We start from the raw sequence: 24,760 nt of genomic DNA, 5'->3' as shown, positions 1-24,760 counted from the left end.
ATTTAATAAGATATACTGAGAAGAGAGTGAGAGATTCTCTTCTCTTTTATTTTTAAATACTTTTCTACAAAAAGCTATTAGACGTTAAAAAAAGCCTTGGTTTCAAGGCTTATTTCTGTTGATTTAGATGTGCCCCCTGCAGGGCTCGAACCTGCGCCCCATAGCTTAAGAGTCTACTGCTCTACCAACTGAGCTAAGGAGGCAACAGAAAAAGCTGAGAATGTAACTTCCCAGCTATTTTAATATGCCCAAAATGGCAGCTAGATTATTTACGAAAGGCATCAAGGATATAGGTGAAACCAACAATTAAAAATGCAAAGGCAACGACATAAACGACAAAGACACTTGTAGCTACTGGATTGAACAAAATCACTAGACCTAGTAAAAATGCAAGCAACGCTATCCACATGATATGGTTGCCAATAATAGGGAAAATCAATCCCAGACGATTGCCTTTAAAGAAAACTATAATGGCTTCTACAATTAACCAAATTCCTAAAATAGTTGGAATGACAACTGGCAGCGTCACAAAGCCATAGGCAACGAGGTAAAGAGCTAAGAGAAGATTAACAATCCCTTGGAAAAGATGAGCTGGTGAGCGAAGCTCTTTTGGTACAGAGAAATAGCCTAAAATAGCTGCTATAGAAGAAACCAGTAAACCAAATGCAATCCACCAGCTGTAAGCAACAAGATTAGCTACTGGGTTTGTAAATAGGAAAAGTCCTAAAAGGACAAAAACAACTCCTGCAAGGAATAGCGATAAACGATTAGAAAATTTCATTTCAATACCCCCTATATAGTATAGTATAGTTTGATAATAAAAATATTATACACCTTTTTAGAGGAAATATCAATAAACTAAATGGAAAATTTGGAAGTTTCAGTCTGATTTATGAAAAGAAAATCAGTTTTTATTATTTTGAAAATAAAAAGAGAAGATAAAATTTGTCTTCTCTACATGAAAATATTGTATGGCATCAAAGCAAAAGTAACTGGCTTTACACTATTTGTAAAGATGTAATTTGATTCAAAAAGAAAAGATAGATTTAAAATGTGGGACAAATGATGGGGTAAATCAGTTATAGACAAGCAAAAAAAGCCTTGATTTACAAGGCTTTTTCCTGTTGTATTTAGATGCCCCCTACAGGGATCGAACCTGTGACCCACGGATTAAGAGTCCGCTGCTCTGCCAGCTGAGCTAAGGAGGCAAAGAAAAAAGCTGTATTGGTGCCGAAACTTCACGGTTTGTATTGAACCCGCGCAATTAAGCAGGTGGGCAACTCGCTCTAACTGAAGCTGTTTCCGTGTGAGACGGCCTACATGCTGTTAGAAGACTTTTGTTTCCCTAATAATACAAAAAATAGTCGGTCAACACTTAAGTGTGAAGTCGTACACCACAGCGTTTCTATGTTTATATAATACCACTTTTTCAAAAAAAATCAAGAGGAAAGTGCAATTTTTTGAAAAGGATTTCAGATTTTTCGCAAACGGTCGATAGCTTCCTTTCTTTGAGCCAAAGCCCGTTCATATTTACCAGTATCTTCTGCTTGGAAATAGTGATGATTACGAATTTTTTCTGGTAGATAGTCTTGCTTGACCCAATTTCCAGGATAGTTGTGTGGATAGAGATAGTCTTGGGCATTCCCTAGTTCCTTGCTTCCGCTGTAGTGTCCATCACGCAGGTGTCGCGGAATAGGCAAGTGCCCTGATGTTTTGAGGTCAGCAAGTGCCTTATCCATAGCTACATAGGCTGAGTTGGATTTTGGAGAAAGGGCCAAATCAATCACGACATTGGCAATGAGAATGCGGGCTTCTGGGAACCCAATCTTCTGGGCAGCATCCAGAGCAGTCACGGTATGAATCTGGGCTTCAGGGTTGGCCAAACCGATATCTTCATAGGCGATAACGGTCAAGCGACGAGCGAGACTTGGCAAATCACCAGCCTCAATCAAGCGAGCAGCATAGTGGAGACTGGCATCAACATCCGAGCCACGGATGGACTTTTGCAGGGCTGAGAGTACATCGTAGTGTCCATCCCCATCTTTGTCCATGGTAATATAACTCCGCTGCAGGCTATTTTCCATGATATCCAAAGTTATATGGCGGATTCCCTTGTCATTTTCGGGGGTAGAGAGAACAGCCAAGTCCAGTGAGTTGAAGGCAGAACGCAGGTCTCCATTTGTAGAGGTGGCAATGAAGTCCAGCGCATCCTCATCTAGTTCTACTGGAAAATCAAAACCACGTTCAGGGTTATTTAGAGCTATCTGCAGGGCCTCTTTGACGTCTTGGTTAGACAGAGGTTCCAACTCAAAAATTTGAACGCGACTGCGAATGGCAGGAGTGACAGAGAAGAAAGGATTTTCAGTTGTAGCGCCAATCATGATGACCAGTCCACTTTCCAAGAGAGGCAAGAGGAAGTCTTGCTTGGTTTTATCTAGTCTATGAATCTCGTCAAGGAGTAGTACAAGTCCACCTGAAAATTTAGCCTCTTCCGCAATTTCTTGCAGTCGCTTTTTACTATCAACTGTCGCATTGAAAGTTCGAAAGGCATACTTAGTAGTCCCAGCGATGGCTGAAGCAATACTGGTCTTGCCGATGCCCGGAGGTCCGTAGAGAATCATGGAAGACAGACGGTTGGCTTCCACCATGCGACGGATGATTTTTCCAGGTCCGACCAGATGCTCCTGACCGATGACCTGGTCTATGGTTTTAGGGCGCATGCGAAGCGCGAGATTGTCTGGCATAGCAGTCCTTTCTAACGTGGATTTTCTGATGTATATGTGGTAAGATGGTAGTATCTATTTTAGCATATTTCCGAGCAATCGGGGCGATTAAAGAGTCGCATAGAAAGAGGACAAAATGGCAACATACGGATTTTTAGATGTTTTAGAGGAAGAGTTGGACAAGAACTTTCCTTTTGATTATGAGATTAGTTGGGACAAGCACAATCATGCGGTTGAAGTGAGTTTTCTATTAGAGGCACAAAATGCTGCAGGGGTGGAGATGCTAGATGAAGACGGAGAGGTTTCGTCAGATGATATCCTTTTTGAAGAAGCGGTACTTTTTTACAATCCTGCCAAGTCAACAGTTAATGCAGAAGACTATCTTACAGTCATCCCTTACCTGCCTAAGAAAGGTTTTTCTCGTGAATTCTTAGCTTATTTTGCGCTATTTCTCAAAGATACTGCAGAGGTTGGACTAGATGCCCTCATGGACTTTTTGGAAGACCCAGAAGCAGAAGAATTTGTCATGGAATGGAACCAAGAAGTCTTTGAAGAAGGAAAAGTTGGCTTGGAAGAAGGAGAATTTTACCCTTATCCGAGGTATTAGGAGTTTGGAGAAGGTAGTATGAAAAAATTTGGGACGTATTTGGTTTATGTGCTAGCTTTTGCCTTTATTATGCTAGCTTTTGCTTGTGGAACCATCGCATTTGCAGAGTTGGGGTATTCCGCAGTTTTAGCCTTTACTTTTGGTTATACCTTCGCTCTTCTAAGTATGTATTTAATCTTTATTCTTCATGAGCTGGGGCATGCTTTTTGTGGCTACTTGACAGGCTATCGGTTGGTGGCTTTTGGATTAGGACATTTTCTTTTGACCAAAAAGTCAGGCAGGTTTCATCTTAGTCGAACAGCCGTTCTGAAAAATGTTGGTGCTCAGTATATTGGTTTAAAGGAGGACGAAAGTGATCAAAGAATCATCCTGATGCTTTCAGGAGGCTTGATGGTTCATCTCAGTTTGATATTATTGGCGATATTGTTTGGATTTTTGACAAAAAGCTGGTATTTTGCTGGTACTTGGATTTTTCTTAATTTGTCTTTCTTTCTAAACAACGCTTTGCCAGTCGACATTACCGATGGAGCGAAAATCTGGGAATTGTTACAACACCCTGAAAATACCAAATACGCTTACTTGGTGTTGAGGCATTCTGCTCAAACTTTGCTGGCTCCTCAAGAATATGATTTGAAAGACTTTACCATGCCTGTTCCTGAGGATGCAAGTGGGAGCCTTGCAGAAAGTGTTCAGACTCTTGAGGGAGTGGTTCTCATATTGGATGGTCAGTTAGAGACAGCTAAAAAGCTATTTCAATCTTTACTAGAGAGAACAGAACACTCGCTATCTGAAACTTCTTGCCAGCTATGCCTTCTTCAAATCGCCTTGCTGGAAGGAGATAATGAGAAAGCGGAAGAATATGCAAGTATTCGAGGAGTCAAATCTTTTTTATCTATAAAAACAGCAGATATGCAGGTCATTCAAGCTTGGTATCAATTTAAGGTAAAGAAAGATGTAGTTCAAACTCATAAGGCTATGAAGATTGCTAGACATAAAATGAATAGCAGCCGGATGTTACGGGATGAGAAAAGCTATTATCAAAACTGGTTATCCGAGCTGGAAAAGGAATTAACCGAAGGAGTCTAATATGGAACTAGAAATTTCTGATTTCACAGGCTGCAAGATTGCTTTGTTTTGTGGGGATAAGATCTTGACTATCTTACGCGATGATAAGGCAAGCATTCCCTGGCCCAATATGTGGGAGTTGCCCGGTGGTGGACGTGAAGGCGATGAAAATCCTTTTGAGTGCGCGGCACGTGAAGTTTATGAAGAGCTGGGAATTCATCTAACTGAGGATTGTCTGCTTTGGGCGAAGGTTTATCCTAGTATGCTCTTTGAGGATAAGCAATCCGTTTTTCTAGTTGGCAAGTTGACACAGGAGCAATTTGACAATATCACCTTTGGTGATGAAGGACAGGGTTATCAGCTCATGAATGTTGAGGAATTTCTTAGTTCCAGTCAAGTTGTACCTCAGTTGCAGGATAGAGTGAGAGATTATATGGAGGAAGTTTGATAAATGGCGAAGCGTAGCAAAAATATCAATATGTTTCTCATGGATGGTGAAGTGACTGGAAAAATCAAATGTACTTTGTCAAATTGGACGGGAGTGATTTACAAAATACCTCGTATTCAGTTGGGAGATTTAAAGTCGCGTGATGAAATGAAACAAAGTGGTATTTATTTCTTATTTGGTCGAGATGAAGATAAACAGAAAGATGTGACCTATATTGGTCAGGCGACAACTCGGAAAAATGGTGAAGGGGTATTGTTGCGAATTCAAGAGCATACCCGTGATACTCATGCAGATTATTTTAATGATGTCATCATTCTAACAACTCAAAACAATTCTTTCGGTCCAACAGAAATTAGCTATTTGGAAAATAAATTTACTCAACTTGCTAAAGAAGCTGGTCGCTACATTGTGAAAAATGGGAATGATCCAAATCCTGGTAATGTAACTGAGGAAAAGGAATCTGAACTGGATGAAATTGTTGAAAATACGCTAATGATTATCGGCACTCTAGGTTATCGTGTTTTTGTTCCAATGACAAAGGAAGTTAGTCAAGATTTGACTGATAATCATTCAACTTATCTTTATTTAAAGCGTAAAACTAAGAAATCTAACAAAGTAATAGAAGCAACTTGTGAACGGACAACTGAAGGTTTTGTTGTTTTAGAAGGAAGTCAAGTAGAAATAAAGGATTCTCCATACCTTCCAGCAAGTTTAAAAGAAATGCGTCAGAATTTAATAGCTTCTCGGGTCATTCAAGATGGAGTGTTAAGAGAAAAACAACTCTTTTCTAGCCCTTCTTATGCAGCGGCTTTTTTGCTGGGTATGCAAACGAACGGTCGAACTGATTGGAAAGATCAGGATGGAAGAACTTTAAAAGAATTAGAAGAATTAATAGATTGATAAGGAAAAAATTTATGGAAACATGGCAAGAGTTAAAAGTTACAGTTAAGCGTGAGGGAGAGGAGTTAGTTTCTAATCTCTTGATTGAGTTGGGAGCGCAAGGTGTTGCGATTGAAGACAGCATGGACTATGTGGGAAATGTTGATCGCTTCGGCGAGATTTTCCCGGAGGTCGAGCAACAAGAAGAAATCGTTGTGACAGCCTATTACCCTGATACGGTTGATATAGCAACAGTTGAGGCAGATTTGCAGGCTCGCCTAGCTGAATTAACAGATTTTATGGATTTGGGAGAGGTCAAAATGGGGACGACTGCCTTGGCTGAGGAAGACTGGGCGGACAACTGGAAGAAATACTATGAGCCAGCTCGTATCACTCATGATTTGACCATCGTGCCCTCTTGGACAGACTATGAGGCGACTGCTGGAGAAAAGATTATCAAGCTGGATCCTGGTATGGCCTTTGGAACAGGAACCCACCCAACTACCAAGATGAGCCTTTTTGCCTTGGAGCAGGTCCTTCGTAGTGGCGAAACGGTGCTGGATGTGGGGACTGGTTCAGGGGTTCTCTCTATTGCCAGCTCGCTTCTGGGTGCTAAGGAAATTTTCGCCTACGACTTAGATGACGTGGCAGTTCGTGTTGCTCAGGAAAATATTGAGCTCAACCCTGGTATGGAAAACATCCATGTAGCTGCAGGAGACTTGCTTAAGGGTGTTGAGATTGAGGCAGATGTCATCGTGGCCAATATCTTGGCGGACATCCTCGTTCATCTGACGGATGATGCTTATCGCTTGGTCAAGGACGAAGGTTACCTGATCATGAGTGGCATTATCAAGGATAAGTGGGACATGGTGCGCCAGTCGGCTGAGTCAGCTGGATTTTTCCTTGAAACCCATATGATTCAAGGGGAATGGAATGCCTGCGTCTTCAAGAAGACTAAGGATATCTCTGGTGTGATTGGAGGCTAGCATGCAGCAGTATTTTGTCAAAGGCAGTGCTATCTCTCCTGTCACCATCGAGGACAAGGAAACCAGCAAGCACATGTTTCAGGTTATGCGCTTGAAAGAGGATGATGAGGTGACTTTAGTCTTTGATGATGGCATTAAGCGATTGGCGCGCGTCTTGGATGTGGAAGCTCGTCAGTTTGAATTGGTAGAAGAACTAGATGACAATGTGGAACTGCCCGTTCAAGTGACCATCGCATCTGGATTTCCCAAGGGGGACAAGCTGGAGTTTATCACTCAAAAAGTAACCGAACTGGGTGCCAGCCAGATTTGGGCCTTCCCTGCTGATTGGTCGGTCGCCAAATGGGATGGCAAAAAATTGGGTAAAAAGGTCGAAAAACTAGAAAAAATCGCCCTCGGAGCAGCCGAGCAAAGCAAGCGGAATCTGATTCCAAGTATTCAACTTTTTGAGAAGAAAGCAGACTTTCTAGCTCAACTGGGCCAATTTGACTGCATCGTAGTGGCTTATGAAGAATCAGCCAAAGAAGGTGAAGTCGCTGCACTTTTACAAGCGGTCTCTGGTCTTGAAAAAGGAGCCAAACTGCTCTTTATCTTTGGTCCAGAAGGCGGCCTGTCACCTGCAGAAATTGAGAGTTTCGAAGCTAAGGGATCAGTCTTAGCAGGACTTGGCCCTCGCATTTTGCGAGCAGAAACAGCACCGCTTTACGCCTTATCAGCCCTTAGTGTTTTATTAGAATTAGAGAAATAAGAGGAAGAAAATGGAACAAAAACACCGTTCAGAATTTCCAGAGAAGGAACTTTGGGATTTAACAGCCCTATACCAAGATCGTGAGGATTTCTTACGTGCGATCGAGAAGGCTCGTGAAGACATCAACCAGTTTAGCCGTGATTACAAGGGTAATCTTCATACTTTTGAGGATTTTGAGAAGGCCTTTGCGGAATTGGAACAAATCTACATTCAGATGAGCCATATTGGTAACTATGGTTTTATGCCTCAGACGACAGATTATAGCAATGACGAATTTGCCAACATTGCCCAAGCTGGGATGGAATTTGAAACAGATGCCAGTGTAGCCTTGACCTTTTTTGACGATGCCTTGGTGGAAGCTGATGAGGAAGTCTTGGACCGTTTGGGTAAATTACCTCATTTGACGGCGGCCATTCGTCAGGCTAAAATCAAAAAAGCCCACTATCTAGGGGCTGATGTGGAGAAGGCCTTGACTAATCTTGGTGAAATTTTCTACAGTCCGCAGGATATTTACACTAAGATGCGTGCTGGAGATTTTGAAATGGCTGACTTTGAGGCGCATGGCAAGACATATAAAAACAGCTTTGTGACCTATGAGAATTTCTACCAAAATCACGAGGATGCTGAGGTTCGTGAGAAATCTTTCCGTTCTTTCTCAGAGGGACTTCGTAAGCACCAAAATACAGCTGCGGCAGCCTATTTAGCCCAAGTCAAGTCTGAAAAACTATTGGCAGATATGAAGGGATATGATTCCGTTTTTGATTATCTTCTAGCCGAACAAGAAGTGGACCGTGCCATGTTTGACCGTCAGATTGACCTTATCATGAAGGATTTTGCGCCAGTTGCCCAGAGATACCTCAAGCATGTTGCCAAGGTCAATGGTCTTGAAAAGATGACGTTTGCCGACTGGAAATTGGACTTGGATAGCGCCCTAAATCCTGAAGTGACTATTGACGACGCCTATGATTTGGTCATGAAGTCGGTAGAACCTTTGGGGCAGGAATATTGTCAGGAAGTTGCTCGCTATCAAGAAGAGCGCTGGGTGGACTTCGCTGCCAATAGTGGCAAGGATTCCGGAGGTTATGCGGCGGATCCATATCGCGTGCACCCTTATGTCCTCATGAGCTGGACAGGTCGTTTGAGCGATGTCTATACCTTGATTCATGAAATCGGACATTCTGGTCAATTCATCTTTTCAGACAATCACCAAAGCTACTTCAATGCTCACATGTCGACCTACTATGTCGAAGCACCGTCAACTTTCAATGAATTGCTCCTCAGTGACTACTTGGAGCACCAGTCTGACGACCCACGTCAAAAACGCTTCGCTCTGGCTCACCGCTTGACAGACACCTACTTCCATAACTTTATCACTCACCTTTTGGAAGCAGCCTTCCAGCGTAAGGTGTATACATTGATTGAAGAAGGGGAGACCTTTGGAGCAAGCAAACTCAACAGTATTATGAAGGAAGTCTTGACGGATTTCTGGGGAGATGCCATTGAAATTGACGATGATGCAGCTTTGACTTGGATGCGCCAAGCTCACTACTACATGGGCTTGTATAGTTATACTTACTCTGCTGGTCTTGTCATCTCTACAGCTGGTTACCTCCATCTTAAAAACTCTGAGAATGGAGCTGAAGACTGGCTTAATCTCCTTAAATCAGGTGGTAGCAAGACACCACTTGAGTCAGCCATGATTATCGGTGCTGATATTTCAACAGATAAACCACTCCGTGATACCATCCAATTCTTGTCTGACACAGTTGATCAGATCATCGCTTACAGTGCCCAGTTGAGAGAGTAGGGGGAATTTAGGATAAGGATATGAACAGAATTAAAAAATGGCTGGAGCAGGATTCACAAAGAATACGTTTTATAAAAATAGGCCTAGTCTTGTTGGGAATCATTTTATTGATTGCTCTTCCTACTCTCTATCTTGTTTTGAGCGGAGTTGGTATTTGGTATTTTGTAAAGAAAGTACCAGATATTCGAAAAAGAAATTTAATGATAGGACTTTTTGTTGTTAGTTTTATTGTAGTTTCTCTTCAAACTCCGACAGTCACAAAGAAAATTTCATCTTCTCAATCAGAAACTAAGCAAACTGCGGCATCCACTGCTAAAGTAGAGTCAACAACCGATGCTTCATCTAGTACAGAAGAAGCAAAACGAGTTGAAGAAGAGAAAAAAGCTAAAGAAAAAGCAGAAGAAGAGAGAATTGCCAAAGAAAAAGCTGCAAATGAGTTGCAAGAAAAAGGTGAAACCTTAGTCAAACAATTGGAAGAAAGTCAAGATGCAAGTCAAGTGAAGTCTGCTAAAGAAACAGTTAATCAGATTGAAAATAATGATAAAAAGGCAGAATTACTTGGTAGGATAGATGCAGTTGAGTCTTTAATTTCTCAAAAAGAAGAAGAGAAAAGAATTGCACGTGAAGCTGATACTAAAGCCCAACAGCAAGATAGAATTGTCTATGTTGCAAACCATGGAAAATCAAAAGTTTATTGGTATAGTAAGGATAGAATGCCTTCAAAAACTATTAAATCTAATGTTGTCGAGATGACAGAGGCCGATGCAATTGCTGCAGGAAAAACTCTATCTCAAAAAGAATAAGATAGAAAGTTATCTTGGGACGGCTTTTTGAACAGTTGCTAGAAGTGTAGAGTTATTGCCCATGTATCAAGAGTTACTAAGAAAAATAGCAGTTGAAAAACCAAGTTATCATCAGGAGGAAATCCAGTGGTTGCTTGACCATTTGGGAGATCCTTCTCCAGAAATTCGCGATGACCTTGTTTTTACAAGCTTTGCTAGAGGGATTCAGGAAGAGCTATTTACACAGGAACAATTTTATTTCATTGCTGAGGTGGTCTCAGCTGATGGAGGACTAGATAAAGAGATTGATAAGGTAGGTCTGCCAACACTTGAACGTTCTTTTAGGGCACTTGTTTATGCAAACCTCTTGTTTGCGGATGCCAACCAGCAATCGGTTTTTTATCAGGGATTAAAAGCAGAAATTCGCAATGTCCTTTTAAATCAAGGTTTGCACTATCTTTCAAAAGAAAAGGACACGACAGGTTTTTCAAGTCAGTATGGTTGGGTTCACGCTTTTGCACATGGAGCCGATTTACTGACAGAGGTAGTTTGTCATCCAGACTTTCCTAAAAACAGAGTTCATGAAGTATTTGACATACTTGGCAAACTGTTTAAAAGAATTACCATTCGTTTTACAGATGATGAAGATTGGCGTTTAGCAAGAGTGCTTTATGAACCGATTTTACAAGGGAAGTTGGAGCAAGAGCAAGTAACTGCTTGGATAAAAACGGTTGATTTTCCGATAGAAGAAAGGGAGGATTTTTACAAATTTTCCAACTTTAGATCCTGTCTGTTGGAAGTCTATGTCCAACTTGACCAGAGAAATAGTTTACAAGATGACTTGAAAGAAGCTATCCAATCTTTTCAATATTAGGGATTAACTAGTATTACTTAGTAATAGGGTTTCTATTGTATCCTCCTACCTGATAATGAAAACTAATAAAAGAGGTTGAATCATTTTCCAACCTCTTTTCCTGTATCTTAATGGAATTGCATACCACCATCAACGATAATGGTTTGTCCTGTAATGTAGTTTGAATCTGGTCCTGCGAGGAAGCTGACAGCAGCAGCCACATCTTCTGGTTCAGATAGGCGTTTTAGGGTAATATCTTTTGCAAATGTCTGCATACCCCACTCGTCATCTTTTCCTGCATTTTTACCAACTTCATGAGCGATATCGTACATCATTGGTGTTTTAACAATACCTGGTGCGTAGGCGTTAACAGTGATACCTGAGTCTGCTAAATCACGGGCTAATGTTTGCGTAATTCCGCGAACAGCAAATTTGGTTCCACCATAAACAGTTAGATTTGGATTACCGACTACACCAGCTTGAGAAGTTGCGTTGATAATTTTACCTCCGTGGCCAAGTGCTTTAAATTGCGCTTGTGCAGCTTGTGACCCCCAAATGACACCACCAACGTTGATACCGAAAGTACGTGTAAATTGTTCCTCAGTAATTGTATCAAGAGGAGTAGTTGGAGCAACACCAGCATTATTTACGACAACATTCAAATCACCAAAATGGTCAACAACTTTTTGAAATGCTTGGGCAACTTCTGCCTGTTTCGAAACATCAGCTACGACAGCAAAGGCATTTTCAGCTGATAATTCGGCAACAGCCTTTTCGGCTGTTTCGGGATTGTAGTCTAAGACTCCTACCTTAAAGCCATCTTGAACCAATCGTTTCGCAATTGCAAAACCGATTCCTTGACCTGCACCTGTGACAATAGCAACTTTAGACATATGATTCCTCCTTGGTATTCACGATACCATTCAAACGTTCATAAAAGAACAGCAAAGGTTTACAAATGAGCTTTTATAATGGGTTTTGTAACCCCTATCAAAACTACGCTATTAGTATACACCTTTGAAAAAAATGTTTCAAATAAACACTACCGTTTTTACAGAATTTTAACCTGAAATTTCCAATCAATTTTCTTGAAACCCTTTCCTACTTTTGATAGACTAGTATCTAGTTTTTGAAAAAAGGAGAAAGAAAATGAAAAAATTTGTTGCTGAATTAATCGGTACTTTCATGCTTGTGTTCATTGGGACAGGAGCTGTTGTTTTTGGAAATGGTCTTGATGGCTTAGGTCACCTTGGAATCGCCTTTGCCTTTGGTCTGGCAATCGTGGTTGCTGCTTACTCAATCGGAACTGTTTCAGGTGCTCACTTGAACCCAGCGGTTTCGATCGCTATGTTTGTAAACAAACGTTTGTCATCTTCGGAGCTTGTTAACTACATCCTTGGGCAAGTAGTTGGAGCTTTCCTTGCATCAGCTGCGCTATTCTTCCTCTTGGCGAACTCAGGGATGTCAACTACTAGTCTTGGTGAAAATGCCTTGGCAAACGGTGTCACTGTCTTTGGTGGTTTCTTGTTTGAAACAATCGCAACCTTCTTGTTTGTCTTGGTTATCATGACCGTGACTTCAGAAAGCAAGGGCAATGGAGNGATTGCTGGTTTGGTAATCGGTTTGTCCTTGATGGCCATGATCCTTGTGGGATTGAACATTACTGGACTTTCAGTAAACCCAGCTCGTAGCTTGGCACCAGCTGTCTTGGTAGGTGGCTCAGCCCTTCAACAAGTATGGATTTTCATCCTTGCTCCAATCGTTGGTGGGATTCTTGCAGCCCTTGTTGCTAAAAACTTCCTTGGAACAGAAGAATAATTGAAACTCAAAAAGCCTTGCTCCTCGATTTGAGGAACAGGGCTTTTTCTTATCTGTTTATACTCAATGAAAATCAAAGGGCAAACTAGGAAACTAGCCGCAGGCTGTACTTGAGTACGGCAAGGCGACGTTGACGCGGTTTGAATTTGATTTTCGAAGAGTATTAACGGTTGTCAATTTTCTCTGGATAAAGGTCGTGTTGGAAGAGGCGTTGTTCTGCCAAGCCTTCATACTTAGTTCCTGGCTTACCGTAGTTGTAGTAGGGGTCAATTGAAATGCCACCACGCGGAGTGAATTTTCCCCAGACTTCTAAATAGCGAGGGTCTAGCAAGTTGACCAAGTCTTTCCCGATGGTGTTGATACAGTTTTCGTGGAAATCTCCATGATTTCGGTAGCTAAAGAGGTAGATTTTGAGGGATTTTGACTCGACACAGAGCTTGTCAGGGATGTAGGAAATATAGATAGTTGCAAAGTCTGGCTGAGCAGTGATTGGGCAAAGTGAGGTAAATTCAGGACAGTTAAATTTGATGAAATAGTCATTTTCCACATGACGATTGTCAAAGGATTCGAGGACTTCTGGTTGATATTCAAAAATGTAGTTGGTTTCTTTGTTGCCCAGTAGGCTAAGGTTTTTCATTTCTTCTTGTTGTGACATGATTTTTTCTTTCTAATCTTAAACACCACGTTGGTTATCGTAGAGGAGGGTATGGAGTTGAGGAAGGACACGGACATTGCCCCAGCTATCGTCGGTAGCGATGCGTTCCCAGAGTTCTTTGAGACGGTCCAGTTGATCTTGGATAATATTTCCTGTAGCCTTGGGTTCAGGATTTCCAGCAGATAAGAAAAGGACATCTGGTTGGTAGCGTTCTTGTATTCCTTTAGCAAAGGCTAAATCTGCATCATCAAAGACAGGGATTTTAAAGGTGACCTTGTCTGGATCCAGTTGGGAAACGATAAAGTCCAAGGTCTCAAAGTTGACTTCCATCTTGGATGAAGGAGGTTTGGGACTCAGAGTGACCTGGTCGATGTCTTTCAACCAATTTTGCCAGCGGGAGCCTTGGGTCTCAACAGCCAGAGTGACACCACGTTCCTTGAGCTTTGTGACGAGTTCGGCCATGTTGGCTGCTAGGATAGCAGGATTTCCCCCAGATAGGGTGACATAGTCGTAGCTCCCTAATTTATCCAAGGCAGCAATGACCTCGTCAGCTGTCATGCGAGTTGGTTTTTCAGAGCCATCCCAAGTGAAGGCAGAATCGCACCAGTCGCAGTGGTAGTCGCAACCAGCAGTGCGGACAAACATGGTTTTCTGCCCGATAGCACGACCTTCACCTTGAAAAGTTGGGCCGAAAATTTCCAGAACTGGTAGTTTGAGGACACGTTCCCTAGTCATCTAACCACTCCCGTCTAAACTCCGCAAAGGCAGTCGGAGTCTCATAGAGGCGAACGTATTCCAAACGGAGACCGCGCTCGTCTGGCAACTCTTGGTTCATGGTTTGGAAAATCCAGTAAACCATATTTTCAGCAGTCGTGTTCATATAGGGCAGGGTTTCATTGAGATAGCGATGATCCAAGTGGGGCTCTAAGAAGTTCTTGTAGATCGCTTTGATGTCTCCAAAGTCGTAGGTCATGCCACGTTCATCTAAAAGTCCACTGACAGCAATCTGCAGATGATAGGTGTGGCCGTGCAGGGATTTGCATTTTCCCTCATAGTGAAAGAGGTGGTGGGCAGCATCAAAGGTAAATTCTTTTGATACCAAGGTTCTGTGAGGATTGTAGACAAGAGACTCCCCAGTTTCCTGTTTGATTTCTTTGGGTGCAAAAAACATTAGTCCTCTCCTTTCTGTGAGAGATAAACATCTAGACCATGTTGACGTAGGTGGCAGGCTGGGCAATCTCCACATCCACTTCCGATAATCCCGTTGTAGCAGGTTAAGGTCTTTTCACGAACATAGTCAAAGGCACCGAGTTGGTCGGCTAATTCCCATGTTTCAGCCTTGTCTAGCCACATGAGAGGTGTTTGGATAACAAAGTCGTAATCCATGGCAAGGTTGAGGGTAACATTAAGGGATTTGACAAAGACATCTCGACAATCGGGGTAGCCTGAGAAGTCTGTCTCGCAGACACCTGTCACAATATCTTTAATGCCCCGTTGCTTAGCAAGAACTGCCGCAAAGGATAGAAAGAGGTGGTTTCGACCGTCAACAAAAGTATTGGGAACCTCTCCCTCTTTTTGCTCAATCTCTAGATCAGAAGTCAAGGCATTTTCAGTGATTTGCCCCAGCAGAGACATATCTAGGATATGATGACGAATCCCCTGTTCCTTGGCGATTTCTCTAGCAACTTGAATTTCGAGATGATGGCGTTGACCGTAGGCAAAGGTAACGGCTTCGACCGTTTCATAGTGTTCTTTAGCCCAAAATAGGCAGGTTGTAGAATCTTGACCGCCACTAAAGACGACCAAGGCTGATTGACGTTTCATAGTACTCCTTCCAAAATGGGAAATGTTCAGAGCACGCAAAAAGCTCCCTTGAGGGAGCTAAAAAATACCAAGTAGAGGTTTTTTTTAGCGATGGCATGTCCCAAACATCGTAATATTCTACTTACAGTCTAGCATATTTTTTGAAAAATGGCAAAGGGCAAGAAAAAAGAGACCAAAGCAAGTACTTGGTCTCTAGTATGATTAGCTCAATTCAGCAACGATGGCCTTGATTTGTTCTGCTGTGTGAACACCAGCAACTTGTTTGACAACTTGGCCGTCTTTTTTGAAGAGAAGAGTTGGGATAGACATGATTCCAAAGGCACGAGCTGTGTTTGGATTTTCATCCACGTCCATTTTAACGATTTTCAAAACATCTTCTGAAAGTTCTTCAGACAATTTGTCCAAGATTGGACCTTGCATACGACATGGACCACACCAAGTTGCCCAAAAGTCTACCAAGACCAAACCGTCTTTTGTTTCTTGTTCGAATGTTGCATCTGTAATTGCTTTTGCCATTGTATTTCTCCTTTTTTAGTTATATTGGCTTAAATCTTGTTTCATGAGATAGAAGAAGACATCTCCATAAGTCCCATGGTAGTCCAAATCATGACCGTTGTAGGTTAATTTTTGGACAGGGTAGTAGTCTGCGACGCCGATAAGGCAAGCTTGTTGCGAACGATCAAAGTCTTCATAAGATTCGAAAGTTACAGTTCTTTCGTTCTTGCTGGCATCTAGATAGGTAATTTCAATCATTTTAAAAACTCCTTTGTTTAATGATGACTTTATTTTACTCCTTGTAAAAGAGAATGTCAAGAAAAATGATTGCGCACGCAACTTTTTTCTAAAATCATCTTAAATCAAGAAATCCAAACCAGTTTCCAAGCTTGCTTCGACAGCTTTCTGTAGAGAGGCCAGTGTCTTTTGCCCATCACCTGTCAGGCAGATAAAGCTAGAGCGCCTATCTTGATCACAACACCTGCGACTAAGCAGACCGCAATTTTTGGCTTCCAAGCGAGCCACCATCCGAGAAACAGCGCTCGGGCTCAGATGAAGTTTATCTGGCAGGTCAATCTGACGTAGAGATTTTTCTTGAGCCAAGTCCAGATAGTAGAGTAGGTAGAACTCTTTCAAGGTCAGACTTTGCTCGCTCTGCTGGGCAATAGTCTCTTCCAAGAGACTTTCAATTTCTTTCTGACGCCGATTGAAGTCAAACCATTTTTCCAAATAGGTCATAGTATCTCCTTTCTTTTTAGAGTTGTAAATAGAAGAAAGTCCATTCACGGACAGTCTCTGTATCACAAGATGATTGCGCATGCAATAATTATACTACTTTTCAAAAGAGCTGGCAAGAAAGACGCTGGCATCTTTTATCCTAAATCATGCCTGTTTTCACAAGTCAAGAATTGTTTGTATGCCCTTTCCTTTCTAATTTTCATTATCCCTTGTGCATTTCCTTGAAATTTTCTGAAAAAAGAGTAAACTGGTATGCAAGAAGTCTATTTCGTGGAGTATAGGATGAAATTATATGTTCAATTAATGATTCTCTTTGTGATTTCTCTAATCGGAGAGGGAATCTCTAGTTTCTTTCACTTGCCCATCCCAGGCAGTATTATTGGTTTGATTATTCTTTTTCTAGCCTTACAATTCAAGTGGCTGAGAACTAGGCATGTCAACATGGTGGGGAATTTCTTGCTGGCCAATATGACCATTCTCTTTTTGCCACCAGCAGTGGGAATCATGGAAAAGTTTGATGTGATTGCTCCCTATCTTTTGCCAATTGTTTTGATTGTCTTTTTTGCAGCAGTCATCAATATTATCCTCATAGCCTTGGTAGTTCAGTTTATCAAACGACGGTTTGAGGGAGATTATGAGAAAGGAGATGCCAAATGAGTGAATTTGTTTCCAATCCCCTATTTGGGCTTGCCCTGTCTATCCTAGCTTATCTAGTAGGAATGCTGATTTACAGACGTTTTCCCCATCCTTTGACAACGCCCTTACTTTTGTCAGCTGTTTTCATTATCATCTTTCTAAAGGTGACGGGTATTTCTTACCAAGATTACTACCAAGGTGGGGTTTATCTGAACAACTTGATTGTCCCATCGACTGTTGCTCTAGGGATTCCGCTTTATAAGAGTTTTCACCTGATGAAGCACCATGCTCGGAGTATTCTATTTGGTAGTTTGTTAGCGGTAGTGGTCAATACATCTTTCACAGCCCTTGTGGCTAAAATTTTTGGAATGGACTTTTTCTTAGCCATTTCTCTCTTTCCCAAGTCTGTAACAACCGCCATGGCAGTGGGAATCACAGAAAAATTGCAAGGCTTGACGACTGTGACCTTGGTCGTTGTAGTCGCAACTGGTATTTTAACCAGTGTCATCGGCCCAACCCTTTTGAAGTGGTTGAAAATTGACGACCCAGTAGCTGTTGGTCTTTCTCTTGGAGGAACAGGCCACGCAGTTGGAACAGGAACTGCCTTCCGATACGGTTCTGTAGCAGGAGCTATGGGTGGTTTGGCTATCGGTGTTACCGGTATTCTCTATGTCTTTGTTAGCCCTATCGTAGCCAGTTTGATATTGAGTTAAAAAGCAAGGAATTTGAGTTCCTTGCTTTTTCAAATCGTATGTTATAGAGTATTATTTTTCTTTGCTTAAGTGAATGACTTGGTCATAGTGCTTTAAGTCTTCTTCCGTGTAGTGGTGAATGACTTCAATGACTGTTTGAGGTAGGGAGAAGAGCAAACCGCTAATTTTTCTGCTATTTTCCAAGTCAAGATTGGTCTTAATCTCATCAGCTAAGATGAGCTGGCTATCATGGTAGAGGGCGCGAGCGATTTCAAGGCGTTGTTTCTCGCCACCAGATAGACTATCATTTCTGAGCGTTCGATTTTTCAAATGTTCTAATCCTGTTTTTTTGAGGATATGATTTAAAGTCTCTTTATTTTTATCCAGTCCCAGAAGGATATTGTCTTCCAGAGATAGCGTGTCAAAGTAATGGCTATCTTGGAGGATATAGGAACTAAAGCTTGTGATTTCTTTACGTGACAGGTTTTGACCAGCAAAGCTAATCTGTCCACTTGTTGGTGTCTCTTCTCCATGAATGATATTGAGCAGAGTTGTCTTACCAGAGCCACTTTCCCCGATAATGGCAATTTTTTCTCCTTGCTTGATGTGCATGGAAATCGGAGACAGGAGGCTGTTTCCATATTTTTCTAGGGAGATGGTGTTAAGCTGGATAGGGAAAATATTTTCTATGCTTCTAGGCGAGATGAAGTTAGACTGGTCCAAAAGTTTTTGGTATTTGTTGAGAAGAGTTCGATTCGCTTTTCGGGTGTTGGTAAAGTAAGCCAACTCTTGGAATTGATAGCCGATATTATGTGAAACTAGATAGATGGCCACAAAACTCGCCGCATCTAAATAATTATAGTAGGTCATAAAGCCACCGATGACGATTGGTGTGACAGAACAAAAGGCATCGATGCTATTGATCAAGAGACTGTTTAAAGTTCGTTGTTTTTCATAGTTGATTTCGGTATCTAGACTGGTTTGTAATTGCTTTTGATAGCGAGCAAAAAAGTAGTCTTGCCCCTGATAATGGCGAATTTGTTGGCTACCACCAATAAAATTTGTCAAGCTTGCTAAGTAGCTCTGGTTAACAGTGGACCGCTTTTCAGAAAGTGAATCCAAACGCTTTGATCCGATAGCACTGCAGAGGACAGGAAAGGAGTAGAAGAGAATGAAGATTAATCCTAGGTAAAAATTGGTCCACAGGGCATAGAGGATAGACACAGTGGTGAAGCCAAGAGAAGAAATGATGATGACCGTTGGCTCAATATAGTTTTCTTCTAGTTGCTTGACGTCGTTTTCTAGGTCAGACAAAATATCCTTTTCATCAATCTCATAACTGTTTAAAAATCGCTTGAAAATAGCACTCTTGATTCCATATTTGAAATCGGTAATCAAACGGGCATAGTAATAGCGTTTCCCAGCTAAGCCTAGTAAGAGGATGAGGTTTCCAAGGATTCCCAAAATCAAGACTTTCCAAAGAAGGCCTAGTTCTTGATTGGTAAAACTAGCAACAATGTTCTGAACAAGGGCTGGAGTGATAATTGCTTCCAACCAAGTAATGGCAATAGAAAAGAAGTAAAGCACGAGGTGCTTCTTGGTAACAAATCTTCTCAGCATAAAGAGTTGACCTCCTTATCGATATACATGTAATTAGTTTTAAAGTCATTATACTCCTTTTTATTAAATACTTCATATAAAAATGTAAATCCTGAGGACGAAAAAAGCCTAGCGAGTTATTGCCGCTAGACTTTAAAACTATTGCAAATTAACCTTGTTTCTCAAAATATAGTAGGTTCCGAGGTAAAAGATAGCTATGAATATGAGTTCTTCAACAATGCCTACGCTTGCTCCCATATAGAAATTATCATTGAATCCTGCAAGTGAATTAATATAGAAGTTAGTACTGGTATTGAAGAAAACTTCAATAAATCCAATGACGATTTGGATACCGATGTAGGCTGCAACAGCGAGTGCTGTACGGTATTCATTGAAAAGTTGTCCGATGGAAATAGCCAAGTAGATGCAGAGGATTCCAGAAATGGTATTTAGTAGGAAGGATAAGACAGTAAGACCAAAGCCGGTAAAATGTTCTGCAACAAATGACAGAAGAGTAGAAAGTTGAACTTCATCAGAATTTGTTGATAATAAGATAATATAGACACATAGGAGTAAGACAGCAGTGCTAATCAACGACCAGATAAAGGCACCGATTAGTTTGGCTGTGATGATATGGTGTTCAGAAACTGGCAAGGTTAAAGTCAGATAGCCTTGTCGGTCATAGACACTTCCTTTGAATCGTTTAATAATCAAGAAGATAGTTGAAATCACAAGTGTAACCATCAAACCACCAAAGACAGTAGATAGAAAAAAAAGTAGAACAGATAGATTTTTTTCAGGTAGTTTGATTAAGGATTGTGTCTGAATTCCAATAAGAACAGAGAGGAAGAGAACAGCACCATAAAGAGCTAAATACCACTTGTTAACATTTTTAAATTCGTAGCGAACTAAATTCCAAAACATAATAATCTCCTTTGCTTAGGCCTTAAATTCCTGACGGAAGAGTTGGTCAATGGATTCACCTGACTCATAGCGAATATCATCTACATTTCCTTGACGGACGACTTTTCCGTCTTTTAGGAAGACAATTTCATCCAAGATTGGCTCGATATCAGAAATCAAGTGGGTAGAAATCAAAACGGTAGAAGTTGGGGAGTAGTTGTTGATAATGGTATTGAGGATATACTCACGGGCTGCTGGATCCACTCCACCAATAGGTTCGTCCAGAACGTAGAGGCGGGCATCACGGCTCATAACCAAAATCAGTTGTACCTTTTCCTTATTCCCTTTTGATAATTTCTTAAGACGACTATTTTCATCAATACCTAGGTCTGCAAGTAGATGATGGGCACGTTCAAGATTGAAATCTTTATAGAAGGTCTTAAAGTAGGTTAGGGCTTCTTTGACCTTCATTTGCTCATTGAGATAGGTCGTATCCGGCAAATAAGCTACGATGGCCTTGGTTGCTGGACTTGGGTCCATGTCGTTGATGAGGACACGTCCTTGATCTGGTTGTAAGAGGCCGTTGATTAGTTTAATCAAGGTTGTTTTTCCTGAGCCGTTTGGCCCAAGGAGACCAACAATTTTTCCAGCTGGGATGTCAAGGGAAACATTTTCGAGGGCTGGTGTTGCTCCATAAGATTTGGATACATTTTCAAATGCTAGTAATGACATAGGCTTAAACTCCTTTAATATAATCGCCGACTACGCCTGGTAGTTCTTCTTTTTCATAGCCAAAATGGGTCATGGAGGAAACGAAGTGTTCCAATTCTTCTTCGGATAGTTGTTTGCGTGATTGGGCGATCAGTTCCTTATCTTCAGTCACAAATCGTCCAGTTGTGCGCTTGCTGTAGACAAATCCTTCTCGTTCAAGGTCTGACAAGGCTCTTTGGATGGTGTTTGGATTGACACTAGCCTCGCTAGCTAGCTCTCGCACGGTTGGAAGTTGTTGATTGGGTTCCAGTGTATGGGAAACAATCTGAAGCTTGATTTTCTCCATAATCTGTAAATAGATGGGTTTTTTGTTGTCAAATGTCCAGGACATCTTGGTCTCCTTTCTTTTATCCTTTTGTCTTAATTAAATAATACAACAAAACAAAAAACTTGTCAAGCAAAAAGAAGAATTGTTTTGGGAATCGTTTAAAAAATGGTATAATGAAAAGAAAACGATAAGGAGGGAAAGGATGCGTTGTCCAAAATGTGGGGCTACCAAGTCAAGTGTTATCGATAGTCGCCAAGCAGAAGAAGGGAACACTATTCGTAGAAGACGTGAGTGCGACGAATGCCAACACCGTTTTACAACCTACGAACGAGTAGAAGAAAGAACCTTAGTGGTTGTTAAAAAAGATGGCACGCGGGAACAATTCTCCAGAGATAAAATCTTTAATGGGATTATCCGCTCAGCCCAGAAACGTCCTGTGTCAAGTGATGAAATCAACATGGTAGTCAATCGTATCGAACAGAAACTCCGTGGTCGAAATGAAAATGAAATTCAAAGTGAGGACATTGGTTCACTCGTCATGGAGGAGTTGGCTGAATTGGACGAGATTACTTATGTACGTTTTGCCAGTGTCTATCGTAGTTTTAAGGATGTTAGTGAGTTAGAGAGTCTGCTCCAACAAATCACTCAGTCCTCTAAAAAGAAAAAGGAAAGATAAATGAAGCCAATTGACCGTTTTTCTTATCTAAAGAATAATCGGGTGTCGCAAGATACCTCATCTCTGGTACAGTGCTACCTCCCGATTATCGGTCAGGAGGCACTGAGCCTTTATCTTTATACAATCAATTTTTGGGATAATGGTAGAAAGGAATACCTCTTTTCAAGTATTCTTAACCATCTTAACTTTGGGATGGATAGACTGATAAAATCCCTGAAAATCCTATCTGCTTTCAATCTCTTGACCCTCTATCAAAAAGGGGATACCTATCAGCTAGCCCTTCATGCTCCTCTATCTAGTCAAGACTTCTTGGAGCATCCTGTGTATCGTAGGCTTTTAGAGAAAAAGATTGGCGATGCAGCTGTGGAGGATTTGAAAGTTGAAAATGCTGAGGGAGAAGAAATACCTGTCTCCCTCAATCAAGTCTTTCCAGATTTGGCAGAGCTGGGAAGTCAAGAAGACCTTGGTATTAAGAAGAAAGTGGCTAATGATTTTGATTTGGACCATTTTCGTCAGCTGATGGCTCGAGATGGGCTTCGTTTTGCGGATGAACAGTCCGATGTTTTAAACCTGTTTGCCATTGCGGAGGAAAAGAAATGGACTTGGTTTGAGACCTATCAATTGGCCAAGTCAACAGCTGTTTCCCAGGTTATTTCAACCAAACGTATGCGGGAAAAAATCGCTCAAAAATCTGTTTCCTCTGACTTTAGTCCTAAGGAAGCAACCATTATCAAGGAAGCCAAAAGTAAGACTGCCTTGCAGTTCTTGGCAGAAATCAAGCAAACACGCAAGGGAACCATTACCCAAACAGAAAGGGAACTCTTGCAACAGATGGCTGGTTTGGGCTTGCTGGACGAAGTTATCAATATCATTCTCTTATTGACCTTTAATAAGGTGGATTCAGCAAACATCAATGAGAAATATGCCATGAAGGTAGCCAATGATTACGCCTATCAAAAGATTCATTCGGCAGAAGAGGCAGTCTTACGCATCCGTGAACGTGGGCAAAAGAGTCAGGCTCAAAAGACTAGTAAACCCGGTCCTGCCAAGTCCAATGTACCCAAGTGGAGCAATCCAGATTATAAAAATGAAACCAGCGAGGAAACTCGTCTGGAACTAGAACGTAAGAAACAAGAACTATTAGCTCGATTAGAAAAAGGAGGAGATTAGATGGAAAGTATCGGAGACGTACTCAAACGTCAACCCAGCCGTTTTCACTATCAAGATTTGGTCCAGAAAATCATGAAGGACCCTGATGTTGCGGCCTTTATCCAGCAAGAATCCCTTACTCCAGAGGAATTGAATCGCAGTATCTCCAAATTTAATCAATATATCACCGAGCGCGATAAGTTTCTTCGTGGTGATACGGATTATATTGCCAAAGGCTACAAGCCTATTTTGGTCATGAACCACGGCTATGCGGACGTTTCTTATGAAGAAACACCTGAACTAATCGCAGCGGAAAAAGAAGCGGCTATTAAGAACCGTCTCAAGTTAATCAATCTGCCAGCCAGTCTCAGGAAAGCTAGTTTGGCTCAAGTTGACTTGGATGATTTGGGGCGCTTGCCAGTTTTTGAAAAGCTATTAGCCTTCGTAGAGCAATATCCAACTATTCGAAAAGGTCTTTACTTATATGGAGACTTTGGTGTGGGCAAAAGTTTCATGGTGGCTGCCTTAGCTCATGATTTGTCAGAAAAACGTGGTGTTTCATCAACTCTCCTCCACTATCCTAGCTTTGTCATCGATGTCAAAAATGCTATTAGTGATGGCAATGTTAAGACCTTGGTGGATGAGCTTAAGCTTTCTGAAGTCCTGATTTTAGATGATATTGGTGCCGAGCAATCAACACCTTGGGTGCGTGACGAAATCCTGCAGGTCATTCTCCAATATCGGATGCAGGAAGATTTACCGACCTTTTTCACATCCAACTTCGACTTTGAAGATTTGGAGAAGCATTTCGCTAAAGGAAAGCATGGAAATGACGAAATCTGGGAAGCCAGACGAGTCATGGAACGCATTCGTTATTTGGCCGAGGAGACTCGTTTAGAAGGAGTGAACCGTCGATGACAGAAACAATCAAATTAATGAAGGCTCACACTTCAGTGCGCAGATTTAAGGAACAAGCTCTTCCTCAGGAAGACTTGACTGAAATCCTGATAGCAGCCCAGATGGCCTCGTCTTGGAAGAATTTCCAATCCTACTCTGTGATTGTGGTACGAAGTCAAGAGAAGAAAGATGCCTTGTATGAATTGGTGCCTCAAGAAGCCATTCGCCAGTCTGCTGTTTTTCTTCTCTTTGTCGGAGATTTGAACCGAGCGGAAAAGGGAGCCCAGCTTCATACTGATTCATTCCAACCTCAAGGTGTAGAAGGTCTCTTGATTAGTTCAGTCGATGCGGCTCTTGCTGGTCAAAATGCCCTGCTGGCAGCTGAAAGCTTGGGCTATGGTGGTGTGATTATCGGTTTGGTTCGATACAAGTCAGAAGAAGTGGCAGAGCTCTTTAACCTGCCTGACTACACCTATCCTGTCTTTGGGATGGCACTAGGTGTGCCAAATGAAGAACATGAAGTCAAACCTCGATTGCCATTGAATCAGGTGGTATTTGAGGAAGAATACCGAGAACAGTCAACTAATGCAATCGAAGCTTATGACCGTGTACAGGCTGACTATGCTGGGGCGCGTGCAACCACAAGCTGGAGTCAGCGTCTAGCAGAACAGTTTGGTCAAGCAGAACCAAACTCAACTAGAAAAAATCTTGAACAGAAGAAGTTATTGTAGAAAGTGAGAAATT

The 24,760-nt window shown here is 41.6% G+C and carries 30 protein-coding genes and 2 tRNA genes; 16 read left to right on the top strand and 16 right to left on the bottom strand.

Annotated features, from left to right (window positions below):
- Positions 1-130 precede the first annotated feature (130 nt).
- The 4 genes from D8848_RS02180 to D8848_RS02165 form a co-directional block, all read right to left on the bottom strand.
- Positions 131-203: transfer RNA gene (locus D8848_RS02180), tRNA-Lys, on the bottom strand.
- Between the two features lie 62 nt (positions 204-265).
- On the bottom strand, positions 266-781 hold the full coding sequence (locus D8848_RS02175) for a DUF308 domain-containing protein (protein WP_000672744.1): 516 nt from the start codon (positions 779-781) through the stop codon (positions 266-268).
- A gap of 354 nt (positions 782-1,135) precedes the next feature.
- Positions 1,136-1,208: transfer RNA gene (locus D8848_RS02170), tRNA-Lys, on the bottom strand.
- A 264-nt stretch (positions 1,209-1,472) separates the two neighbouring features.
- Positions 1,473-2,744, bottom strand: a complete 1,272-nt coding sequence (locus tag D8848_RS02165) for a replication-associated recombination protein A (RefSeq protein WP_125442973.1) — start codon at positions 2,742-2,744, stop codon at positions 1,473-1,475.
- A gap of 115 nt (positions 2,745-2,859) precedes the next feature.
- On the opposite strand from D8848_RS02165, the gene D8848_RS02160 reads away from it, so the two are divergent.
- The 9 genes from D8848_RS02160 to D8848_RS02120 all read left to right on the top strand — a co-directional run bounded on the left by D8848_RS02160 (position 2,860) and on the right by D8848_RS02120 (position 10,916).
- The gene (locus D8848_RS02160; RefSeq protein WP_125442972.1) at positions 2,860-3,330 is read left to right on the top strand and encodes a DUF3013 family protein; all 471 of its coding nucleotides are present in this window, start codon (positions 2,860-2,862) and stop codon (positions 3,328-3,330) included.
- An 18-nt stretch (positions 3,331-3,348) separates the two neighbouring features.
- Positions 3,349-4,416, top strand: a complete 1,068-nt coding sequence (locus D8848_RS02155; RefSeq protein WP_125442971.1) for a site-2 protease family protein — start codon at positions 3,349-3,351, stop codon at positions 4,414-4,416.
- A 1-nt stretch (position 4,417) separates the two neighbouring features.
- On the top strand, positions 4,418-4,843 hold the full coding sequence (locus D8848_RS02150; protein WP_125442970.1) for an NUDIX hydrolase: 426 nt from the start codon (positions 4,418-4,420) through the stop codon (positions 4,841-4,843).
- Between the two features lie 3 nt (positions 4,844-4,846).
- Positions 4,847-5,743 carry a GIY-YIG nuclease family protein gene (locus tag D8848_RS02145; RefSeq protein WP_084926219.1) on the top strand — a complete coding sequence of 299 codons (897 nt, stop codon included), beginning with the start codon at positions 4,847-4,849 and terminating at the stop codon, positions 5,741-5,743.
- A 14-nt stretch (positions 5,744-5,757) separates the two neighbouring features.
- Positions 5,758-6,708 (top strand): 50S ribosomal protein L11 methyltransferase, encoded by a 951-nt coding sequence (gene prmA / locus D8848_RS02140; RefSeq protein ID WP_084926218.1) that lies wholly within the window; start codon positions 5,758-5,760, stop codon positions 6,706-6,708.
- A 1-nt stretch (position 6,709) separates the two neighbouring features.
- Positions 6,710-7,453, top strand: coding sequence for a 16S rRNA (uracil(1498)-N(3))-methyltransferase (locus tag D8848_RS02135; RefSeq protein WP_125442969.1), 744 nt, complete (start codon positions 6,710-6,712; stop codon positions 7,451-7,453).
- Between the two features lie 10 nt (positions 7,454-7,463).
- Positions 7,464-9,260, top strand: coding sequence for an oligoendopeptidase F (gene pepF, locus D8848_RS02130; protein ID WP_125442968.1), 1,797 nt, complete (start codon positions 7,464-7,466; stop codon positions 9,258-9,260).
- Positions 9,261-9,280: 20 nt separating this feature from the next.
- A complete protein-coding gene (locus D8848_RS02125; protein WP_125442967.1) occupies positions 9,281-10,063 on the top strand; it encodes a deoxyribonuclease in 783 nt (260 codons plus the stop codon).
- A 61-nt stretch (positions 10,064-10,124) separates the two neighbouring features.
- Entirely contained in the window at positions 10,125-10,916 is a 792-nt protein-coding gene (locus D8848_RS02120; RefSeq protein WP_049488282.1) for a DUF2785 domain-containing protein, read from the top strand.
- A 107-nt stretch (positions 10,917-11,023) separates the two neighbouring features.
- Here the strand turns inward: D8848_RS02120 and D8848_RS02115 are convergent, their stop codons facing one another.
- Positions 11,024-11,788, bottom strand: coding sequence for a (S)-acetoin forming diacetyl reductase (locus tag D8848_RS02115; protein ID WP_000048147.1), 765 nt, complete (start codon positions 11,786-11,788; stop codon positions 11,024-11,026).
- Positions 11,789-12,044: 256 nt separating this feature from the next.
- Here D8848_RS02115 and D8848_RS02110 point away from each other — a divergent pair, with 256 nt between their 5' ends.
- Entirely contained in the window at positions 12,045-12,713 is a 669-nt protein-coding gene (locus D8848_RS02110; protein ID WP_125450645.1) for an MIP/aquaporin family protein, read from the top strand.
- A gap of 163 nt (positions 12,714-12,876) precedes the next feature.
- Here the strand turns inward: D8848_RS02110 and queF are convergent, their stop codons facing one another.
- The 7 genes from queF to D8848_RS02075 form a co-directional block, all read right to left on the bottom strand.
- Positions 12,877-13,368, bottom strand: a complete 492-nt coding sequence (gene queF, locus D8848_RS02105) for a preQ(1) synthase (RefSeq protein ID WP_125442966.1) — start codon at positions 13,366-13,368, stop codon at positions 12,877-12,879.
- An 18-nt stretch (positions 13,369-13,386) separates the two neighbouring features.
- Positions 13,387-14,103: a 7-carboxy-7-deazaguanine synthase QueE gene (queE, locus tag D8848_RS02100; RefSeq protein WP_125442965.1), complete on the bottom strand. Its 717-nt coding sequence runs from the start codon at positions 14,101-14,103 to the stop codon at positions 13,387-13,389.
- Entirely contained in the window at positions 14,096-14,539 is a 444-nt protein-coding gene (gene queD, locus D8848_RS02095) for a 6-carboxytetrahydropterin synthase QueD (protein ID WP_125442964.1), read from the bottom strand. The genes queE and queD overlap by 8 nt, the downstream gene beginning before the upstream one ends.
- A complete protein-coding gene (gene queC, locus D8848_RS02090; RefSeq protein WP_023933747.1) occupies positions 14,539-15,192 on the bottom strand; it encodes a 7-cyano-7-deazaguanine synthase QueC in 654 nt (217 codons plus the stop codon). Before queC ends, queD begins: the two co-directional genes overlap by 1 nt.
- A gap of 201 nt (positions 15,193-15,393) precedes the next feature.
- Entirely contained in the window at positions 15,394-15,708 is a 315-nt protein-coding gene (gene trxA, locus D8848_RS02085) for a thioredoxin (protein ID WP_001029581.1), read from the bottom strand.
- 15 nt (positions 15,709-15,723) lie between these two features.
- Positions 15,724-15,945, bottom strand: a complete 222-nt coding sequence (locus D8848_RS02080) for a DUF4649 family protein (RefSeq protein WP_000570256.1) — start codon at positions 15,943-15,945, stop codon at positions 15,724-15,726.
- A gap of 99 nt (positions 15,946-16,044) precedes the next feature.
- Entirely contained in the window at positions 16,045-16,425 is a 381-nt protein-coding gene (locus D8848_RS02075) for a MarR family winged helix-turn-helix transcriptional regulator (RefSeq protein WP_061590387.1), read from the bottom strand.
- Between the two features lie 282 nt (positions 16,426-16,707).
- Here D8848_RS02075 and D8848_RS02070 point away from each other — a divergent pair, with 282 nt between their 5' ends.
- Together D8848_RS02070 and D8848_RS02065 are read left to right on the top strand one after the other, a co-directional pair.
- Positions 16,708-17,082 carry a CidA/LrgA family protein gene (locus tag D8848_RS02070; protein WP_000781325.1) on the top strand — a complete coding sequence of 125 codons (375 nt, stop codon included), beginning with the start codon at positions 16,708-16,710 and terminating at the stop codon, positions 17,080-17,082.
- Entirely contained in the window at positions 17,079-17,774 is a 696-nt protein-coding gene (locus D8848_RS02065; protein WP_001288952.1) for an LrgB family protein, read from the top strand. The genes D8848_RS02070 and D8848_RS02065 overlap by 4 nt, the downstream gene beginning before the upstream one ends.
- 51 nt (positions 17,775-17,825) lie before the next feature.
- Here the strand turns inward: D8848_RS02065 and gggC are convergent, their stop codons facing one another.
- The 4 genes from gggC to D8848_RS02045 all read right to left on the bottom strand — a co-directional run bounded on the left by gggC (position 17,826) and on the right by D8848_RS02045 (position 21,357).
- Entirely contained in the window at positions 17,826-19,373 is a 1,548-nt protein-coding gene (gene gggC, locus D8848_RS02060; protein WP_125442963.1) for a streptosactin export ABC transporter GggC, read from the bottom strand.
- Positions 19,374-19,511: 138 nt separating this feature from the next.
- A complete protein-coding gene (locus D8848_RS02055) occupies positions 19,512-20,276 on the bottom strand; it encodes a hypothetical protein (protein ID WP_070842381.1) in 765 nt (254 codons plus the stop codon).
- A 15-nt stretch (positions 20,277-20,291) separates the two neighbouring features.
- Positions 20,292-20,987: an ABC transporter ATP-binding protein gene (locus D8848_RS02050; protein WP_000054197.1), complete on the bottom strand. Its 696-nt coding sequence runs from the start codon at positions 20,985-20,987 to the stop codon at positions 20,292-20,294.
- A 4-nt stretch (positions 20,988-20,991) separates the two neighbouring features.
- Positions 20,992-21,357 (bottom strand): GntR family transcriptional regulator, encoded by a 366-nt coding sequence (locus D8848_RS02045; protein ID WP_020903240.1) that lies wholly within the window; start codon positions 21,355-21,357, stop codon positions 20,992-20,994.
- Positions 21,358-21,496: 139 nt separating this feature from the next.
- Here D8848_RS02045 and nrdR point away from each other — a divergent pair, with 139 nt between their 5' ends.
- Genes nrdR through D8848_RS02025 form a run of 4 tightly spaced genes read left to right on the top strand, consistent with a single transcriptional unit; the run spans position 21,497 to position 24,747 of the window.
- Positions 21,497-21,970, top strand: coding sequence for a transcriptional regulator NrdR (gene nrdR / locus D8848_RS02040; RefSeq protein WP_001203672.1), 474 nt, complete (start codon positions 21,497-21,499; stop codon positions 21,968-21,970).
- Positions 21,971-23,140: a DnaD domain protein gene (locus D8848_RS02035; protein ID WP_125442962.1), complete on the top strand. Its 1,170-nt coding sequence runs from the start codon at positions 21,971-21,973 to the stop codon at positions 23,138-23,140.
- The gene (dnaI, locus tag D8848_RS02030; protein ID WP_125442961.1) at positions 23,141-24,037 is read left to right on the top strand and encodes a primosomal protein DnaI; all 897 of its coding nucleotides are present in this window, start codon (positions 23,141-23,143) and stop codon (positions 24,035-24,037) included.
- Positions 24,034-24,747 carry an NADPH-dependent oxidoreductase gene (locus D8848_RS02025; RefSeq protein WP_125442960.1) on the top strand — a complete coding sequence of 238 codons (714 nt, stop codon included), beginning with the start codon at positions 24,034-24,036 and terminating at the stop codon, positions 24,745-24,747. The genes dnaI and D8848_RS02025 overlap by 4 nt, the downstream gene beginning before the upstream one ends.
- The last annotated feature ends 13 nt before the right edge of the window (positions 24,748-24,760 follow it).

The sequence above is a fragment of the Streptococcus mitis genome, assembly GCF_003942775.1.
Taxonomy (GTDB): domain Bacteria; phylum Bacillota; class Bacilli; order Lactobacillales; family Streptococcaceae; genus Streptococcus; species Streptococcus mitis_CN.
This window is presented reverse-complemented; position numbering and strand designations above follow the sequence as displayed.

Excerpts from the sequence above, each read along its gene's own strand:
- D8848_RS02035 (WP_125442962.1), top strand. The coding sequence starts at position 21,971 with ATGAAGCCAATTGACCGTTTTTCTTATCTAAAGAATAATCGGGTGTCG.
- dnaI (WP_125442961.1), top strand. The coding sequence starts at position 23,141 with ATGGAAAGTATCGGAGACGTACTCAAACGTCAACCCAGCCGTTTTCAC.
- D8848_RS02160 (WP_125442972.1), top strand. The coding sequence starts at position 2,860 with ATGGCAACATACGGATTTTTAGATGTTTTAGAGGAAGAGTTGGACAAG.
- D8848_RS02125 (WP_125442967.1), top strand. The coding sequence starts at position 9,281 with ATGAACAGAATTAAAAAATGGCTGGAGCAGGATTCACAAAGAATACGT.
- queF (WP_125442966.1), bottom strand. The coding sequence starts at position 13,368 with ATGTCACAACAAGAAGAAATGAAAAACCTTAGCCTACTGGGCAACAAA.
- pepF (WP_125442968.1), top strand. The coding sequence starts at position 7,464 with ATGGAACAAAAACACCGTTCAGAATTTCCAGAGAAGGAACTTTGGGAT.
- D8848_RS02155 (WP_125442971.1), top strand. The coding sequence starts at position 3,349 with ATGAAAAAATTTGGGACGTATTTGGTTTATGTGCTAGCTTTTGCCTTT.
- D8848_RS02120 (WP_049488282.1), top strand. The coding sequence starts at position 10,125 with ATGTATCAAGAGTTACTAAGAAAAATAGCAGTTGAAAAACCAAGTTAT.
- D8848_RS02165 (WP_125442973.1), bottom strand. The coding sequence starts at position 2,744 with ATGCCAGACAATCTCGCGCTTCGCATGCGCCCTAAAACCATAGACCAG.
- D8848_RS02145 (WP_084926219.1), top strand. The coding sequence starts at position 4,847 with ATGGCGAAGCGTAGCAAAAATATCAATATGTTTCTCATGGATGGTGAA.
- D8848_RS02065 (WP_001288952.1), top strand. The coding sequence starts at position 17,079 with ATGAGTGAATTTGTTTCCAATCCCCTATTTGGGCTTGCCCTGTCTATC.
- D8848_RS02080 (WP_000570256.1), bottom strand. The coding sequence starts at position 15,945 with ATGATTGAAATTACCTATCTAGATGCCAGCAAGAACGAAAGAACTGTA.
- D8848_RS02070 (WP_000781325.1), top strand. The coding sequence starts at position 16,708 with ATGAAATTATATGTTCAATTAATGATTCTCTTTGTGATTTCTCTAATC.
- D8848_RS02055 (WP_070842381.1), bottom strand. The coding sequence starts at position 20,276 with ATGTTTTGGAATTTAGTTCGCTACGAATTTAAAAATGTTAACAAGTGG.
- gggC (WP_125442963.1), bottom strand. The coding sequence starts at position 19,373 with ATGCTGAGAAGATTTGTTACCAAGAAGCACCTCGTGCTTTACTTCTTT.
- queD (WP_125442964.1), bottom strand. The coding sequence starts at position 14,539 with ATGTTTTTTGCACCCAAAGAAATCAAACAGGAAACTGGGGAGTCTCTT.
- D8848_RS02050 (WP_000054197.1), bottom strand. The coding sequence starts at position 20,987 with ATGTCATTACTAGCATTTGAAAATGTATCCAAATCTTATGGAGCAACA.
- prmA (WP_084926218.1), top strand. The coding sequence starts at position 5,758 with ATGGAAACATGGCAAGAGTTAAAAGTTACAGTTAAGCGTGAGGGAGAG.
- nrdR (WP_001203672.1), top strand. The coding sequence starts at position 21,497 with ATGCGTTGTCCAAAATGTGGGGCTACCAAGTCAAGTGTTATCGATAGT.
- D8848_RS02135 (WP_125442969.1), top strand. The coding sequence starts at position 6,710 with ATGCAGCAGTATTTTGTCAAAGGCAGTGCTATCTCTCCTGTCACCATC.
- D8848_RS02045 (WP_020903240.1), bottom strand. The coding sequence starts at position 21,357 with ATGTCCTGGACATTTGACAACAAAAAACCCATCTATTTACAGATTATG.
- D8848_RS02075 (WP_061590387.1), bottom strand. The coding sequence starts at position 16,425 with ATGACCTATTTGGAAAAATGGTTTGACTTCAATCGGCGTCAGAAAGAA.
- trxA (WP_001029581.1), bottom strand. The coding sequence starts at position 15,708 with ATGGCAAAAGCAATTACAGATGCAACATTCGAACAAGAAACAAAAGAC.
- D8848_RS02175 (WP_000672744.1), bottom strand. The coding sequence starts at position 781 with ATGAAATTTTCTAATCGTTTATCGCTATTCCTTGCAGGAGTTGTTTTT.
- queE (WP_125442965.1), bottom strand. The coding sequence starts at position 14,103 with ATGACTAGGGAACGTGTCCTCAAACTACCAGTTCTGGAAATTTTCGGC.
- queC (WP_023933747.1), bottom strand. The coding sequence starts at position 15,192 with ATGAAACGTCAATCAGCCTTGGTCGTCTTTAGTGGCGGTCAAGATTCT.
- D8848_RS02150 (WP_125442970.1), top strand. The coding sequence starts at position 4,418 with ATGGAACTAGAAATTTCTGATTTCACAGGCTGCAAGATTGCTTTGTTT.
- D8848_RS02025 (WP_125442960.1), top strand. The coding sequence starts at position 24,034 with ATGACAGAAACAATCAAATTAATGAAGGCTCACACTTCAGTGCGCAGA.
- D8848_RS02115 (WP_000048147.1), bottom strand. The coding sequence starts at position 11,788 with ATGTCTAAAGTTGCTATTGTCACAGGTGCAGGTCAAGGAATCGGTTTT.